Origin of the sequence: Blattabacterium cuenoti (genome assembly GCF_014252295.1) — a bacterium.
Lineage (GTDB): Bacteria > Bacteroidota > Bacteroidia > Flavobacteriales > Blattabacteriaceae > Blattabacterium > Blattabacterium cuenoti_V.
In genome coordinates, this window is record NZ_CP059215.1 from 480,225 (window position 1) to 496,129 (window position 15,905).

15 protein-coding genes and 1 tRNA gene are annotated in these 15,905 nt (G+C 26.8%); 4 read left to right on the plus strand and 12 right to left on the minus strand.

The window, feature by feature from the left end; translation table 11 throughout:
* Positions 1-4: 4 nt before the first annotated feature.
* From dnaB to H0H40_RS02415, 6 genes are all read right to left on the minus strand, one after another.
* On the minus strand, positions 5-1,540 hold the full coding sequence (gene dnaB, locus H0H40_RS02390) for a replicative DNA helicase (protein ID WP_185868914.1): 1,536 nt from the start codon (positions 1,538-1,540) through the stop codon (positions 5-7).
* Between the two features lie 99 nt (positions 1,541-1,639).
* The gene (locus tag H0H40_RS02395; RefSeq protein WP_185868915.1) at positions 1,640-2,596 is read right to left on the minus strand and encodes an acetyl-CoA carboxylase carboxyltransferase subunit alpha; all 957 of its coding nucleotides are present in this window, start codon (positions 2,594-2,596) and stop codon (positions 1,640-1,642) included.
* Between the two features lie 14 nt (positions 2,597-2,610).
* Positions 2,611-3,372, minus strand: a complete 762-nt coding sequence (locus H0H40_RS02400; RefSeq protein WP_185868916.1) for a succinate dehydrogenase/fumarate reductase iron-sulfur subunit — start codon at positions 3,370-3,372, stop codon at positions 2,611-2,613.
* Positions 3,373-3,375: 3 nt separating this feature from the next.
* The gene (locus tag H0H40_RS02405) at positions 3,376-5,403 is read right to left on the minus strand and encodes a fumarate reductase/succinate dehydrogenase flavoprotein subunit (RefSeq protein WP_185868917.1); all 2,028 of its coding nucleotides are present in this window, start codon (positions 5,401-5,403) and stop codon (positions 3,376-3,378) included.
* 14 nt (positions 5,404-5,417) lie between these two features.
* Positions 5,418-6,065, minus strand: coding sequence for a succinate dehydrogenase cytochrome b subunit (locus H0H40_RS02410; protein ID WP_185868918.1), 648 nt, complete (start codon positions 6,063-6,065; stop codon positions 5,418-5,420).
* A gap of 59 nt (positions 6,066-6,124) precedes the next feature.
* Entirely contained in the window at positions 6,125-7,300 is a 1,176-nt protein-coding gene (locus tag H0H40_RS02415; protein WP_185868919.1) for a cysteine desulfurase family protein, read from the minus strand.
* 203 nt (positions 7,301-7,503) lie between these two features.
* Between H0H40_RS02415 and rny the strand changes: the two genes are divergently transcribed.
* The 3 genes from rny (at position 7,504) to lpdA (ending at position 11,537) form a co-directional block, all read left to right on the plus strand.
* A complete protein-coding gene (gene rny, locus H0H40_RS02420; RefSeq protein ID WP_185868920.1) occupies positions 7,504-9,075 on the plus strand; it encodes a ribonuclease Y in 1,572 nt (523 codons plus the stop codon).
* 11 nt (positions 9,076-9,086) lie between these two features.
* Positions 9,087-10,061 (plus strand): deoxyhypusine synthase family protein, encoded by a 975-nt coding sequence (locus H0H40_RS02425; RefSeq protein WP_185868921.1) that lies wholly within the window; start codon positions 9,087-9,089, stop codon positions 10,059-10,061.
* 66 nt (positions 10,062-10,127) lie between these two features.
* Positions 10,128-11,537, plus strand: a complete 1,410-nt coding sequence (gene lpdA, locus H0H40_RS02430; RefSeq protein WP_185869345.1) for a dihydrolipoyl dehydrogenase — start codon at positions 10,128-10,130, stop codon at positions 11,535-11,537.
* Between the two features lie 29 nt (positions 11,538-11,566).
* Here lpdA and H0H40_RS02435 read toward each other — a convergent pair whose 3' ends face one another.
* The gene (locus tag H0H40_RS02435) at positions 11,567-12,226 is read right to left on the minus strand and encodes a uracil-DNA glycosylase (protein ID WP_185868922.1); all 660 of its coding nucleotides are present in this window, start codon (positions 12,224-12,226) and stop codon (positions 11,567-11,569) included.
* An 11-nt stretch (positions 12,227-12,237) separates the two neighbouring features.
* The gene (locus H0H40_RS02440; RefSeq protein ID WP_185868923.1) at positions 12,238-12,597 is read right to left on the minus strand and encodes a 4Fe-4S binding protein; all 360 of its coding nucleotides are present in this window, start codon (positions 12,595-12,597) and stop codon (positions 12,238-12,240) included.
* A 21-nt stretch (positions 12,598-12,618) separates the two neighbouring features.
* Here H0H40_RS02440 and H0H40_RS02445 point away from each other — a divergent pair, with 21 nt between their 5' ends.
* Positions 12,619-13,665, plus strand: coding sequence for an acyl-CoA reductase (locus H0H40_RS02445; protein WP_185868924.1), 1,047 nt, complete (start codon positions 12,619-12,621; stop codon positions 13,663-13,665).
* A 19-nt stretch (positions 13,666-13,684) separates the two neighbouring features.
* Here the strand turns inward: H0H40_RS02445 and ribD are convergent, their stop codons facing one another.
* The 4 genes from ribD to H0H40_RS02465 form a co-directional block, all read right to left on the minus strand.
* Positions 13,685-14,710, minus strand: coding sequence for a bifunctional diaminohydroxyphosphoribosylaminopyrimidine deaminase/5-amino-6-(5-phosphoribosylamino)uracil reductase RibD (ribD, locus tag H0H40_RS02450; RefSeq protein ID WP_185868925.1), 1,026 nt, complete (start codon positions 14,708-14,710; stop codon positions 13,685-13,687).
* A complete protein-coding gene (locus H0H40_RS02455; RefSeq protein ID WP_185868926.1) occupies positions 14,700-15,491 on the minus strand; it encodes a shikimate dehydrogenase family protein in 792 nt (263 codons plus the stop codon). Before H0H40_RS02455 ends, ribD begins: the two co-directional genes overlap by 11 nt.
* Before the next feature lie 38 nt (positions 15,492-15,529).
* Positions 15,530-15,727, minus strand: coding sequence for a 30S ribosomal protein S21 (gene rpsU / locus H0H40_RS02460; RefSeq protein WP_185868927.1), 198 nt, complete (start codon positions 15,725-15,727; stop codon positions 15,530-15,532).
* A 42-nt stretch (positions 15,728-15,769) separates the two neighbouring features.
* Positions 15,770-15,844 (minus strand) — tRNA-Val (locus tag H0H40_RS02465).
* Positions 15,845-15,905 lie beyond the last annotated feature (61 nt).

Consider the following 15,905-nt stretch of genomic DNA (forward strand, 5'->3'; position numbering starts at 1 on the left):
ATATCTATTTTAGATCTTCATCATTAAGAAAATCAATCTCATTGTTATATCGAGATTCTATATTATTATTGTTTTTATCAAAATATCTAGAAAACGACATAAAAGAATTTTCTTCCCAAACCAATGATTTAGATTTTTCTTCTTCTAAATTCACAAATTTTGCTTGATTACTTATAAATCTCAAACGAAATTTATCTAACCCTCCATTTCTATGTTTAGCTATAATTATCTCTGCTTGACCAATGCATGAATCGTTATTTCCATCATAATCCCAAATTTTAAATCCGTAATATTCAGGTCTATAAATAAATAAAACAATATCTGCATCTTGTTCAATAGCACCAGATTCACGTAAATCAGATAATAAAGGACGTTTACTTCCACCTCTCGTTTCAACAGCTCTAGAAAGTTGAGACAAAGCTATAACAGGGATATCAAGTTCCTTAGCTATAGATTTTAAATTTCTGGAAATAACTGATATTTCTTGTTCTCTATTTTGTAATTTCAATCCATGATCATTAATAACCATTAATTGTAAATAATCTATTAATATCAATTTAACTCCATGCTGAGATATAAAACGACGGCATTTAGAACGTAATCCGAATATAGATAAAGAAGGAGTATCATCTATAAATAAAGGAGCGTTTTTTAAATTTTCTGTTTTATTCATTAAGCATTCCCAATCTAATTTAGATAGATTAGCTTTTTTTATTTTTTCTAAAGAAATACCTGTCTCTGATGAAATCAATCTTGTAATTAATTGAATAGAAGACATCTCCAATGAAAAAACTAAAACAGGAATTTTTTGCTCTATTACAATATTTTCAACCATGGACAACATAAAAGTTGTTTTTCCCATTCCAGGTCTGGAAGCAATTATAATTAAATCAGAATTTTGCCATCCAGATGTTATTTGATCCATTTTATAAAATCCAGAAGAAATTCCACTTAATCTTTCTTTCTCTACTTTTCTTATTTTATCAATAGCTGATTTTACTAAACATTGAGTTGTTTCATGTTTTTTTTCAATCAAATATTTTTGGTTCATTTCAAAAAGTTTAGATTCTGCATGATCCAAAAGATCAAACACATCTGTACTTTCTTCATAACATTTTTGAATAATATTGGAAGATATATTGATCAACTTTCTTAAAAGAAATTTTTGTAATACGATCCTACTATGATACTCGATATGCGCAGAAGAAACAACTTTTTGAGTTAATTTTATTAAATAAAATTCTCCTCCTGCTAATTCCAACTTCCCATTTTTTCGAAGTTCATTTGAAACAGTATATAGGTCAATAGGATTAGAATTATGATACAATCTTTGTACTGATTCAAAAATTTCTTGATGTGCTTTTTTATAAAAGATCTCAGGAAAAAGTATATCAACAATTTCATCTAATCCTTTTTTATCTATCATTATGGATCCTATTATCGCTTCTTCTAAATCCAATGCTTGAGGAGGAATTTTTCCTGTTTGAATAAGCAAATTATTTTCCTTTTCTTGATTTTGGTTTATCCAAATTTTATTCATAAAATCATTGTTCAATCACTACAGTATATTTTTCATTTCTTCATTTTGGTTTTTAATATTTGTATACACGTTCAATATAATATAAAACTGGTTTTCAGTTTATTCATCGAAACAGCCTATGGAAATATACTTATTTTTTCTCTTTCTAATAAGAGATTCTATTTCAATAATAGATAATTGTTTATAATGTTTTATTATTTTTTTTTTTACTAATTTATAAGCTTTTCTTGGACAAAAATGAGCCCCTCCTAAAGGTTCTTTAATAATATCATCTATAAGATTTAATTTATACATATCTTCTGCTGTCAGTTTTAATACTTCTGATGATATCTCTTTCTTGTCCCATTTTCCCCAAAGTATTGTAGAGCAACTTTCAGGAGAAATAACAGAAAACCATGAATTTTCCATCATAGAAATTTTGTCTCCTATTCCAATTCCTAAAGCTCCCCCGCTAGCTCCCTCTCCTATGATTAAAACAATAATAGGAACTTTTAAACACATCATTTCATAAATATTCTTTCCAATTGCTTCTCCTTGACCTCTTTTTTCTGCTTCAATTCCTGGAAATGCTCCTGGAGTATCAACAAAAGTAATAACAGGTTTACAAAATTTTTCCGCCAATTTCATTAAACGTAAAGCTTTTCTATATCCTTCAGGATTAGGCATTCCAAACCTTCTATATTGTCTATCTTTAGTATTTCTTCCCTTTTGTGTCCCTATTAACATAAAAGTATTTTCTTCTATTTTTCCAAAACCTCCTACTACAGCTTTATCATCTCCAAAATTACGATCTCCATGTAATTCTATAAAAGAATCTTTTTTTGTTATAGACTGTATGTAATCTAAAGTGTAAGGTCTGTTTGGGTGTCTAGATAATTGAACTCTTTGCCAGGAAGTTAAATTATTATGTATCTTTTTAATAGTTTCTTCTAATTTTGATTGTAATTGCCTACAAACTTCCTTCATATCTACTCCACTTTTTTCCTCTATCAACATACATTTAACATACTGATCTTTAATTTCTTGTATTGGCTTTTCAAAATCTAAGTATTCCATTTCATATTCATAAACTAAGTAATAAATGAACGAATATATTCACTATTCATTAAAGAAATATATTCTGTAGATATTCCTTTTGGACATTCTATTTCACATGCTTGTGTGTTAGTACAAGATCCAAATCCTTCTTCATCCATTTTATTTATCATATTTAACACTCTTCTTTTTCTTTCTATCTTACCTTGAGGTAGTAAAGAAAATTGCGAAACTTTTGCTGCAACAAATAACATAGCAGATTTATTTTTACATGCTGCTACACATGCTCCACAACCAATGCATATAGCAGCATCAAAAGCTTTATCCGCTTCGTCTTTTGAAATGGGAATCATGTTCCCATCTATTGTTTTTCCTAATGTATTTACAGAAATAAAACCACCTGATATAATAATTCTATCAAAAGAAGATCTATCCACAATAAGATCTTTAATAACAGGAAAAGGCTTAGCTCTCCAAGGTTCAACATATATAGTTTCTCCTTCACTAAAATGACGCATATGTAGTTGACAAGTAGTAGTTAAATTATCCGGTCCATGAGGCCTTCCATTTATATGCAAAGAACACATTCCACAAATTCCTTCCCGACAATCGTGATCAAATGCTATTGTAGAAGTCTCTTCTTTATTTTTTATGATTTCATTATTTAAAAGATCCAACATTTCTAAAAATGAGCTGTTAGGAGATATATTATTAACTATATAAGTTTTAAAATAACCTTTTTCTTTATTATTTTCTTGTCTCCATATTTTTAATTTAAATTTAAGTGGTTTTTTCATATTTTATTTATAAGATCGTGATTGTACTTTCACAAAAGTATAATTTAAATTTTCTTTATACATTATCTCATCACTAATAGGTTTATTATCTAAATTTTCCCATACAGATACGTGTTTATAATGAATATCATCACGAAGAGCTTCTCCTTCTTTTGTTTGGTATTCTTCTCTAAAATGACTTCCACAAGATTCTTTTCTATTTAAAGCATCCATTGCCATTAATTCTCCCAGTTCCAAAAAATCTGCAACACGGACAGCTTTCTCTAATTCAGAATTTAATCCATCTTCAAATTTTCCAGGAACAAAAACATTTTTCCAAAATTCATTACGAAGCTCTTGGATCTTTTTTATAGATTCAGATAATCCAACATGATTTCTGCTCATTCCCACATATTCCCACATAATATTTCCAAGTTTTTTATGAAAAAAATCCACAGGAATTTTTCCATTATTATTAACAAGTTTTCGAATTATATCCTTCACATTTTTTTCTGATTTATCAAATTCTTCATGTTTTGTAGATATTTTATTTGGAAATCTTATATATCTAGAAAGATAATCTGATATAGTATATGGTAAGATAAAATATCCATCAGCTAACCCTTGCATTAAAGCAGACGCTCCTAATCTATTAGCTCCATGATCAGAAAAATTAGCTTCCCCTATAACATAACAACCAGGAATAGAGGACATTAAATTGTAATCAACCCATAATCCTCCCATAGTATAATGAACCGCAGGATAAATTTTCATAGGAGTTTTATAAGGATTTCGATTGGTAATTTTTTCATACATATGAAATAAATTTCCATATTTAGAATCCATGTATTTTACTCCTAAATTAGTTGAATTTTTGTATTGATCTTTTTCAATGTCTTTATCCTTTTCTTTTCCATATTTATTTATTGCGGAGGAAAAATCTAAAAATACACCTTCTTTTTTCTCATTATTTTCTACTCCATATCCTTTATCACAACGTTCTTTAGCTGCTCTAGATGCAATATCTCTTGGAACAAGATTTCCAAATGAAGGATAACGTCTTTCTAAATAATAATCTCTTTCTTCTTCATCTATATTTTCAGGATCTTTAGTTCCATTTCGTATCAAAATAGCATCTTCCAACTTTTTTGGAACCCATATTCTTCCATCATTTCTTAAAGACTCAGACATCAACGTTAACTTAGATTGATAACTTCCGTGTATTGGAATACAAGTAGGATGTATTTGCGTATAACAAGGGTTGGCAAATAACCCTCCTTTTTTATGAACTTTCCATATAGCACTGGCATTAGATCCCATTGCATTAGTAGATAAAAAAAATACATTTCCATAACCTCCAGAAGCAATTATTACAGCATGTGCTGTATGTCTTTCTATTTTTCCAGAAACCAAGTTTCTAGCAATAATTCCCCTAGCTGCACCTTCTATAATTACCAAATCGAGCATTTCATGTCGATTATACATCTTTATTCTTCCTTTTCCTATTTGTCTACACATGGCAGAATAACAAGATAATAATAATTGTTGACCAGTTTGTCCTTTAGCATAAAACGTTCTGGATACTTTTGTTCCTCCAAAAGATCTAGTTTCCAAATATCCAGCATAGTCACGAGCAAATGGAACCCCCTGAGCTACACATTGATCAATAATATTGGAAGAAATTTCTGATAAACGGTAAACATTAGCTTCTCTTGATCTATAATCTCCTCCTTTTATGGTATCATAAAAAAGTTGATAGATAGAATCATTATCTCCTTTATAATTTTTAGAAGCATTTATTCCACCTTGAGCTGCAACAGAATGAGCTCTTCTAGGTGAATCTTGATAACAAAAAGCTTTTATTTGATATCCCAATTCAGATAAAGAAGCACAAACAGATCCACCAGCTAATCCAGTTCCTACTACAATTATTTCTATATTATATCTGTTATTAGGAGATACTAATTTTAAATTAGATTTATGATTCTCCCATTTTTTATTAATAGAACCCTCTGGAATTTTTGAATTTAACTTTAAATAATTTTTAGTCATTGACAAGAAAAGTATTAGTTACCTTTGAAAAAAAACCAAATAGCGATAATAGAAAATCCACAACAAATAAACCAGAAATAAAAAAAACCAAATTTTTGTATCCAAATTAATCTATTTTTATTAGATAACCCTAAAGATTGGAAAGAAGATTGAAACCCATGGTTCAAATGAATTCCTAAAATAAAAAAGGAAAACACATATATAAGTGTATACCAAGGATTTTTAAATAAAGAAATAACTATATTATAATCCGAAGTATAGTTATGATTTGAATATTTCATAGGTATCATAAAATTTACAATATGTAAAATTAGAAAGCATAAAATCAAAATTCCTGTATATATCATTGTGCGACTGCTAAATGAAATTGTAAAATAATTCATAGCATAGTCTACTTTCCCTTTTGCCTTTCTATTTTGTAAATGTAATTTAACTCCAAACAGAATATGAACTAAAAATCCTATAAAAAGAACATATTCCATAATTCTAATAAATAAATTTCTTCTCATGAAAGAAACAGCATCATTAAAAGATTGTTCTCCTGAAAAAAGAAAAAGATTAACACTCAAATGCAATAGCAAGAAGACCATAAGAAATACACCTGTAGTCGCCATAACTATTTTTTTCCCAACAGAAGATCGAAAAAAATGAAACTGATTCACTGATTGAATTTAGTTAACTTAAAAATATATTGTTAAGATGTGTAAATATAATAAGATATTTACAATTTATGTAAATTTTTTTGTTCCCTAATTTTTTGTAAAGATTTTATTAATAAATCTATATCTTTTTTTTTATTAAAAATTCCAAAAGAAATTCTAATAGGCATCATTTTATTTAATAAACTTGAATTTGTTATGGTTTTAATAACGTGAGAAACTTTTTTTGCATCATTATTACATGAGCTTCCTTTAGAAACGGAAACTCCCATTAAATCTAAATGAAAATATAACAGGTAATCTTTTTTTGTTGGATATAAAAAACTTAATATAGAAGGAAGACTCCTATTAATATCAGATGATAATCCATTAAAAATAATATTTGGGATAATTTTATTTAATTCTGAAATACAATAAAATTTCAAACTTCTTATTTTTTCTATATGATGAGAAAAATTAGAACAAGATAATTGTAACGCTTCTGATAATCCAACTATTCCATACGTATTTTCTGTTCCGGAACGAATTCCATATTCTTGAAAACCTCCAGTTATAAAGTTTTTTATTTTTTTCAGAATATGATTTCTGATGAATACAAAACCAATTCCTTTTGGACCATAAAATTTGTGAGCACTTGCAGTAACAAAATCAAAAGATAATTTTTCCATATTAATAGGAAAATTTCCAATAATTTGAATCGTATCTGAATGAAAATAAAAATTATATTTTTTGTACAAAAATAGAATTTTCTCTAGTTCTAATAAATTTCCAATTTCATTGTTTGCATACATTAAACTTACAAGTGTTTTTTTAGAAGAATTTTTTTTCAAAATATCTTCCATATGATTTAAATCAAGTATTCCTTTCTCTTTAAGTTGAACAAAACTTACACATACTTTATGTTTATGAGATAAATCAATAACAGTTTGTAAGACAGAATAATGTTCTAATTTGGAAGTTATAATATGTTGAACACCTAAATTTAATACAGAAGATCTCAATACTAGATTATTTGCTTCAGTTCCTCCAGAAGTAAAAACAATTTCATAAGGAGATGCTGTTATGTTTTTTGCTATACGAATTCTAGATTCTTCTATCATAGAACGTGCTTCTCTTCCATAACTATGTTGTATCGAAGATGGATTCCCAAATGAGTATTTTAATGCATTATTCATGACTTTAATTACTTCACTTCTTATTGGTGTTGTAGCAGCATTGTCTAAATATGCTCTTTCCATTAATTGAAAATTCCTATTTTAAACAAATATATTATAATATATTCAAATATCATTTGATAAAAATATATTATCAATAATTTTTTTCTTTAATCTCGTATATTTATTTATAAACCTTAAAAAAATTGAATAATTTTTATTAAGTGTTTTTTGTTTTAAAAATGTTATTAAAATGTCTATTTTATTTTTATTTAAATTGAGTAAATATGAAAATAAATGTTGGATTTTTGTTCCTCATGGGGTTTGTGATTGGAATTATTGCATCTTATTTTTTTGGAAAAAAAACCATATTAAGAAAATATATTCAATTGTTAGAAAAAACTGATTTTCAAACTAAAAAAATCATAGAAAATGCTGAAAAAAAAGGTGAATCCATAAAAAAAAAGAAAATGCTTCAAGCAAAAGAAAAATTTATAGAACTCAAATCAAAACATGAAAAAGATGTTCATCTTAGAGAAAAAAGAATTATAGATACAGAAAATAAAACAAAAGAAAAAGAAAACAGATTATCTAGAGAAATAGAAATTTACTTTAAGAGAAACAATCGTTTAGAAACACAAATTAATGATTATGAAAAAAAATATAAAATTCTAAAAAATCAACAAGAAGAATTTAAAAAAATGCATATTAAACAAGTAGAAATTCTTGAAAAAATATCCAATTATACTTCCGAAGAAGCTAAAAATGAATTAATTGATAATTTTAAAAATGAAGCAAAAATTAAAGCTCAATCTTACGTACAAAATATTATAGAAGAATCGCAATTAACTGCAAAAATGGAAGCAAAAAAAATTGTTGTTCAAGCCATTCAAAGAATAGGAACAGAACAATCCGTAGAAAATGCAGTGTCTGTTTTTAATATAGAATCAGATGATGTCAAAGGACGTATTATTGGACGAGAGGGAAGAAATATAAGAGCTTTAGAAAAGGCTACAGGGGTAGAAATTATTGTAGATGATACCCCAGAGGCTATTCTTTTATCTTGCTTCAATCCCATACGAAGAGAGGTGGCTAGATTGTCTCTTCATAAATTAGTGATTGATGGACGTATACATCCTGCAAGAATTGAAGAAATAGTAGAAAAAACGAAAAAGCAAATTGAAGAAGAAATAGTTGAAATAGGAAAAAAAAATATAATAGATTTAGGTCTTCATGGAATTCATCCAGAATTAATTAGAATGATAGGAAGAATGAAATATCGTTCTTCTTATGGACAAAATTTGTTACAACATTCTAGAGAAGTAGCACATTTATCAGGAATATTAGCTTCTGAACTAGGTTTAAATGCAAAATTGGCAAAACGTGCAGGATTGCTACATGATATAGGTAAAGTTCCTGAAAGTGAATCTGAACTTCCTCATGCTATTTTAGGAATGCAATGGGCAGAAAAATATGGAGAAAATATGGAAATTTGTAATGCAATAGGATCGCATCATGATGAAATTGAGATGAAAGTACTAATATCTCCTATTGTACAAGTTTCAGATTCCATTAGTGGAGCTCGTCCTGGAGTAAGAAGAAATTCTTTTGAATCCTATTCTAAAAGACTAAAAAATTTAGAAGATATAGCTTTTAGTTTTTATGGAGTTAATAAAGCTTTTGCTATACAAGCAGGAAGGGAATTACGTGTTTTAGTGGAAAGCAATAAAATTGATGATAAAAAAGCTTTTCAGTTATCTTGTGACATAACAGAAAAAATAAAAAATGAGATGACTTACCCTGGTCAGATAAAAGTAACAGTGATTAGAGAAACCAGAGCTGTTCAAATAGCTAGATAAAAATAAAAATTATGAAAGAATCTTCTATTACTTCTTTTATTAAGAAATACTTTCTTCATTTTAATGCTTTAACTCTATCAGAATCGGCTAAAGCGTATAAAAATCATACTAAAAATAATGGAAAAATGATGATTGCATTAGCAGGAGCAATGAGTACTGCTGAATTAGGTAAAATATTATCTGAGATGATTAGAAAAGACCAAGTTCATATTATTTCTTGTACTGGAGCTAATTTAGAAGAAGATATATTGAATTTAATAGCACATTCTCATTACAAAAAAATACCGAATTATAGAGATTTAACTCCGGATAATGAAAAAAATTTTTTGAAAAAAGGATATTATAGGGTTACAGATACTTGTATTCCAGAAGAACAAGCTTTTAAAAAATTACAAAAATGTATTTTTCAAGTATGGAAAAGAGCTAAAGAAAAATCAAAACGTTATTTTCCTCATGAATATATTTATCAATTATTATTAGAAAATATTTTAGAACCCTATTACAATATTAATCCAGAAAATAGTTGGGTATTAGCTGCTGCTAAAAAAAATCTACCAATGGTAGTTCCAGGATGGGAAGATAGTACTATAGGAAATATTTTTTCTTCATATTGTATGAAAAATAAGCTTCAACCTTTTCTTGTAAAGAATGGCATAGAATATATGATTGATTTAGCTAAATGGTATCAAAAAGAATCTATAAAACACAAAATAGGTTTTTTTCAAATTGGAGGAGGTATTTCCGGGGATTTTCCTATTTGTGTCGTTCCTATGCTATCTCAAGATATAGGATTTTCTGCTACTCCTTTCTGGTCTTATTTTTGTCAAATTTCAGATTCTACAACAAGTTATGGATCTTATTCAGGGGCTATTCCAAATGAAAAAATAACTTGGGGAAAACTGGACAAAGATACTCCAAAATTTATGATAGAATCAGATGCAACCATAGTTGCTCCACTTATTTTTGCATATGTGTTGAATATGTAAATAAATTATGTTTGTAAATTTAAATAATTGATAATAAATAATATGAATAATAATATGAATAATAATATGAATATATATGATCTTATTGTTATTGGATCCGGACCTGGAGGATATGTTTCCGCTATTAGAGCTAGTCAATTAGGACTTCGTACTGCAATTATAGAAAAATATCAAAGATTAGGTGGAACATGTTTGAATGTAGGTTGCATTCCTTCTAAATCTCTTTTAAATTCTTCTAAGTATTTTTCATTAGCTAAAAATGATTATTCTTCACATGGAATTTTTTTTGAAAAATTATTTTTCGATTTTCAGAAAATGATGAATAGAAAGAATGAAATAGTAAAAAATATGAATAATGGAATTAAATATTTAATGAAAAAAAATAAAATTGATGTGTATGAAGGAATAGGTTCATTTGAAACAAATAATATACTTTCTATAAAAGAAAGAAAATCACTAAAAAAAAAACAAAAAATACAATTTAAATATTGTATAATATCCACAGGATCTAAACCTTTATGTTTCTCTTATTTAAATTTTGGAAATAAAATTATTTCTTCTACAGAAGCTCTCTCTTTAAATGAAGTTCCTGAAAAGATCATAATAATTGGAGGAGGAATCATTGGATTAGAATTAGGTTCTATTTTTAATAGATTAGGAAGTCAAATAACCATTATAGAATCTGCAGATGAAATCATATCAAACATGGATGATTCTTTAAGTAAAGGAATTAAAAGAATTTTAGAAAAATCTTCTATACAAATAGAAACTTCTTTATCTATCACTCATGTTCTTGAAAACACTAAAGAAGTATCAATTTTTGTTAAATCAAAAAGTGGGAAAAAAATGAAATTTATAGGAGATTACTGTTTATTATCAATAGGAAGAACTCCATATACGAAAAACATAGGATTAGAAAATATAGGAATTAAAAGAGATAAAAAGGGATTCATATTAGTTAATGATTTCTTGCAAAGTAATATCAAAAACATATATGCAATCGGAGACGTAATAGGAGGAAAAATGTTAGCACATAAAGCGGAGGAAGAAGGATTACATGCAGTAGAACATATTACTGGACAAAAACCAAACAAATTAAATTACAATTTAATTCCATCAGTAATTTATACACATCCTGAAATAGCTAGCGTTGGATATTCAGAAAATCAAATAAAAAAAGAAAAAATAGAATATAACGTAGGAATTTTTCCTATGAAAGCATTAGGAAGATCTCGAGTAAGTGGATGCATAGAAGGGTTTTTAAAAATGATTTCCCATAAAAAAACAGATGAAATATTAGGAGTTCATATAATAGGAGATCATGCTTCAGATATGATAATGGAAGCATCCGTTGCTATGGAATTCCGTTCCTCTTCAGAGGATATATATAGAATTTGTCATCCTCACCCCACTTTTAGTGAATCTTTCAAAGAAGCCGCTTTACTAAGCTTTGAAAATAAATCCATACATATATAGATTGATAAAATACCATTCTCCTATTTATTTTAAATAACCCAAATAATTGGTTTTTTTCCTTTTTTGTCTAAAAATTCATTAGTTTGTAAAAAATGTTGAGATCCAAAAAAACCCATATGGACAGAAAATGGAGATGGATGTGATGTTTTTAAAATAAAATGATTGTTAAAAGGGTTAATTAAAAATATTTTCTTATGAGCATATTTACCCCACAAAAGAAAAACAATATTTTTTCTGTTATTGGAAATAAATTTTATAATTTGATCTGTAAAAAATTCCCATCCTATGTTCTTATGAGATCCAGGATCACCTTTCCTAACTGTTAGGATAGAATTTAATAATAGAACCCCTTGTTGAGCCCAATGAATTAAAGATCCACTAGAAGGAATTGAGCAATTAAAGCAATTCTTGATTTCTACAAAAATGTTCCTTAATGAAGGAGGAAATGGAATTCCATTTGGAACTGAAAAACAGAGACCATCCGCTTGATTTTCTTTATAATAAGGGTCTTGTCCTAAGATAACTACTTTCAATTTTTGAAAAGGACAATATCTTATAGAAGAAAAAATATTTTCTTTTTTCGGAAAACAAATAAAATTGTCATATTCTTTCTGAATTAATTTTATTAATCTTATAAAATAAGGTTTTTTATATTCTTCTTTTAGAAATATTTTCCAATGATAATTCATATCATTTTATATTATTTTTCATGCAAAAAATTTTTTTTCTTAAAAAGTTGATTTTTTGTTTCTATATTGCTTTTATCTAATATACAGCAATTTACAGGACATATTGTAATGCATTGTGGTTCATCATAAAAACCAACGCATTCCGTGCATTTTTCTGAAACAATAAAATATATGTCCTTTTCTTTAGGTTCCTGTTCTACAATTGGATTTGAACAAAAATATTCCTCTCCCTTTTCTCTTTTTCTTTTTAATCCTAAAGAAGTTCCATCCGACATTCTCCATTTTTTACCTCCTTCATAAATTGCATTATTGGGACATTCAGGTTCACAAGCACCACAATTAATACATTCTTTTGTGATTTTTATGGACATTGTATTTTATAAATAAAAAAAATGATTCAAACTTTTGATAAAATAGGCTATTTTCTGAGAATTTTCAAAAAATTTTACACAAACGAAAAATATATTCCTAAACATTATAGGAATCTTTTCTTTGAATTGAAAAAAATTATACAAAAAATTACTATCCAAAATAGCTGGTTCAGAGAAAAAGATTTATTGATAACTATTGATCAATGGGGAAGAAATCTAAAAAAAGAAAAATTAGAATCTTGGGTTAATAAATATTATTTAAATAGGAAAAGAAAACAAAAAAAAATTCTTGTTATTATGCCTGGAAACATTCCAATAGTAGGATTTCATGATTTTTTATGCGTTCTATTGTCAGGATATCATATCATAATTAAATTATCTGAAGAAGACAATTTGTTACTTCCTTTTTTATGCAAAATATTAGAATATAAAAAACCTATATTAAAACATAAAATAAAATTTACAAATGATATTTTTCATGAAAAATTTGATTATGTTATAGCTAGTGGAAATAATAACACATCTCGTTATTTTGAATATTATTTTAGAAAAAAACCCCTATTGCTTAGAAAAAGCAAAACTTCCATTGCAATATTACAAGGAAATGAAAATGAAAAAGAATTAATTAATCTAAATAAAGATATGCTTACTCATTCCGGAAAAGGATGTAGAAATGTAGGGAAAATATATGTTCCATATAATTACGATCTAAATTTGATTTTAAAACAATCATTTATATCTGAATATGTAACAAAAAATTATAAATATATCGACAATTATAAATATTGTCTTTCTATTTATACTATGAACAGAATAGTTGTTCAAAAAAATCATTTTCTTATTCTTAAAGAAGAAAATGATTTTTTTAGCCCAATATCTGTTGTTTATTATGAATTTTATGATGATTTAAATCATTTAAGAAAAATCATTACAAATAACAATCAATATATTCAATGTATAGTATCCAAGAATTTTTTGAAAAAAGAAATTTGTTTTGGAGACACGCAATATCCAGAATTAGAAGATTATGCAGATGGAATTGACACAATGTTGTTTCTAAATGAATAATTTTGAAATTCAAATTTTGTCAAAAAATCTTGATACAAAGTTTATCATTTCCAATATTTATTTTTTGGAATAGATTTCCACCTATTTTAGGAGCTTTAAGTCCATTTTTTAATGTCTTTTCACATATAAAAATTCTACATTCATCCCATATATTTTCCTTTATAAAACTTTCTAATGTTTCTTTACCTCCTTCCACTATTAAAGATAATATATTTCTTTTATACAAGAAATTCAATATATGATTGATTATTTTTTTATCAAAAGAAATTTGAATATATTCAGTATTCTTTTGAGTCTTATTTTTTTTTTCTGTAAAAATAATGGTTTTTTGTGAACCGTCTAAAATAAAAGAAGAAGTAGATATTCTTAATTCTTTATCAAGAAAAATTCTAATAGGATTAGAACCAAACCATTCTCTAACATTTAATTTTGGATTATCATTTAATACCGTTTTTCTTCCTACTAAAATACTATCTTCTTCAGATCTCCATTTATGATTCAATTGTTTAGCATATATTCCACTTATAAAAGATTCTTTTTTATTGTTAGAATCTATAAATCCATCATGGCTTTGAGCCCATTTTAATATAATATAAGGACGATTCTTTTCATGAAAAGTAAAAAAACGTTTGTTTAAAATACGACATTGATTTTTTAAAACATTTTCTATAACCTCTATTCCAATTTCTTTTAATTTTTGTACTCCTAATCCTCTAACCTTATCACAAGGATCCTTTATTCCTATTACTACTCTTGGTATATTATTTTTAATTATCAAGTCAACACAAGGAGAAGTCCTTCCAAAATGAACACATGGTTCTAATGTGACATAAAGAGTTGAATCCAAAAATAAGTCTTTATCTTGTACTCTATTGATAGCATTTACTTCTGCATGATTAATCCCTTTCTTATAATGCCATCCCTCTGAAATTATAAATCCATTTCTTTCTATTACACAACCAACCATAGGATTAGGAGATGTCATTCCTAAGCCATTTTTAGCCAATTGAATAGCTCTTTTCATAAAAATTTCTTTAAATTTCATCAGTTTTTGTATTCCATATTTTCCAAGATTCTTCCGCTTGAAGATACAACATCTCCAATCCATTCTTAATAATGGCTCCTTTCTCTTCTGCTTTTTTCAAAAATAAAGTCTTATTTGGATTATAAACTAAATCATAGAAATAGTGATCTGAAGATACGTATTGATAAGGTAAAGGAGGACACAAATTAATATCCGGATATGTACCTAGAGGAGTGCAATTTATAACAACTTTATAAGTTTTTAACAAATCTTTGTTTAGATCTTCATAAATTAAAAATTTCTTTTTTCTAGTTCTGGAAACGTATTGATATGGAATCTGTAATTTATTTAAAACAAACGAAATCGCTTTAGATCCTCCTCCAGTCCCTAAAATTAATGCTTTGAAGTTTTTTTTGTGAAAAAACTTTTCAATATCCTTTTTAAAGGATAACTCAAACCCTAAAATATCTGTGTTATATCCAATTTTACGTCTATTTCGAGTAATTTTCACAACATTAACCGATCCTATAGATTTTGCTTCTGGAGAAATTTCGTCTAAAAAACGAATAATACTTTCTTTATAAGGTATAGTAACGTTACATCCCTTTAGACAAGTATTCTGAAATATTAATAATACATTTTCGATTTTTGGTATATCAAAAATTTTGTAATCTGAATAAAGAATAGATTCTTTTTTAAACTTTTTCAAAAAAAAATTTCTTGAAAAAGAATATCCGATACTTTTTCCGATTAATCCAAAAAGAAATTTATAATTTTTTATCTTCATAACATAATAATACATAATAATGTTATAGATACGAAAGTAAAATGGTATAAAACTTATTCTTCTTTTTTTAGTTTCATGCGCTCTCTATACTTTGCTCTTAATATCTCATTCCTTCTTCCTTCAGAAGGTTTTATATATTGCTGTTTTTCTCTAAATTCTTTTAAAACACGGGTTTTATCAAATTTTTTTTTACACTTTTTTAAAGCTTTATCAATCGATTCTCCTTCTCTAACTGTAGTAATTAAAACCATAAAACTAACTAACTATTTATTTGATATAATAATTTAATTTTGTGGACACTATCGGATTTGAACCGATGTCCTCTACTCTGTCAAAGTAGCGCTCTAAACCTACTGAGCTAAATGTCCTTTTAAAATCAACAAAATTAAGTATTTTTTAAAAATATAACGGATCCACAATTTAAATAAA

Bases quoted from the DNA above. Each gene is read 5' to 3' on its own strand.
- H0H40_RS02405 (WP_185868917.1), bottom strand. From the start codon at position 5,403: ATGACTAAAAATTATTTAAAGTTAAATTCAAAAATTCCAGAGGGTTCT.
- H0H40_RS02455 (WP_185868926.1), bottom strand. From the start codon at position 15,491: ATGTATTATTATGTTATGAAGATAAAAAATTATAAATTTCTTTTTGGA.
- ribD (WP_185868925.1), bottom strand. From the start codon at position 14,710: ATGAAATTTAAAGAAATTTTTATGAAAAGAGCTATTCAATTGGCTAAA.
- H0H40_RS02440 (WP_185868923.1), bottom strand. From the start codon at position 12,597: ATGTCCATAAAAATCACAAAAGAATGTATTAATTGTGGTGCTTGTGAA.
- rpsU (WP_185868927.1), bottom strand. From the start codon at position 15,727: ATGGTTTTAATTACTACAGTTAGAGAAGGAGAATCGATTGATAAAGCT.
- rny (WP_185868920.1), top strand. From the start codon at position 7,504: ATGAAAATAAATGTTGGATTTTTGTTCCTCATGGGGTTTGTGATTGGA.
- H0H40_RS02395 (WP_185868915.1), bottom strand. From the start codon at position 2,596: ATGGAATACTTAGATTTTGAAAAGCCAATACAAGAAATTAAAGATCAG.
- H0H40_RS02415 (WP_185868919.1), bottom strand. From the start codon at position 7,300: ATGGAAAGAGCATATTTAGACAATGCTGCTACAACACCAATAAGAAGT.
- H0H40_RS02445 (WP_185868924.1), top strand. From the start codon at position 12,619: ATGATTCAAACTTTTGATAAAATAGGCTATTTTCTGAGAATTTTCAAA.
- H0H40_RS02435 (WP_185868922.1), bottom strand. From the start codon at position 12,226: ATGAATTATCATTGGAAAATATTTCTAAAAGAAGAATATAAAAAACCT.
- H0H40_RS02400 (WP_185868916.1), bottom strand. From the start codon at position 3,372: ATGAAAAAACCACTTAAATTTAAATTAAAAATATGGAGACAAGAAAAT.
- H0H40_RS02425 (WP_185868921.1), top strand. From the start codon at position 9,087: ATGAAAGAATCTTCTATTACTTCTTTTATTAAGAAATACTTTCTTCAT.
- lpdA (WP_185869345.1), top strand. From the start codon at position 10,128: ATGAATATATATGATCTTATTGTTATTGGATCCGGACCTGGAGGATAT.
- dnaB (WP_185868914.1), bottom strand. From the start codon at position 1,540: ATGAATAAAATTTGGATAAACCAAAATCAAGAAAAGGAAAATAATTTG.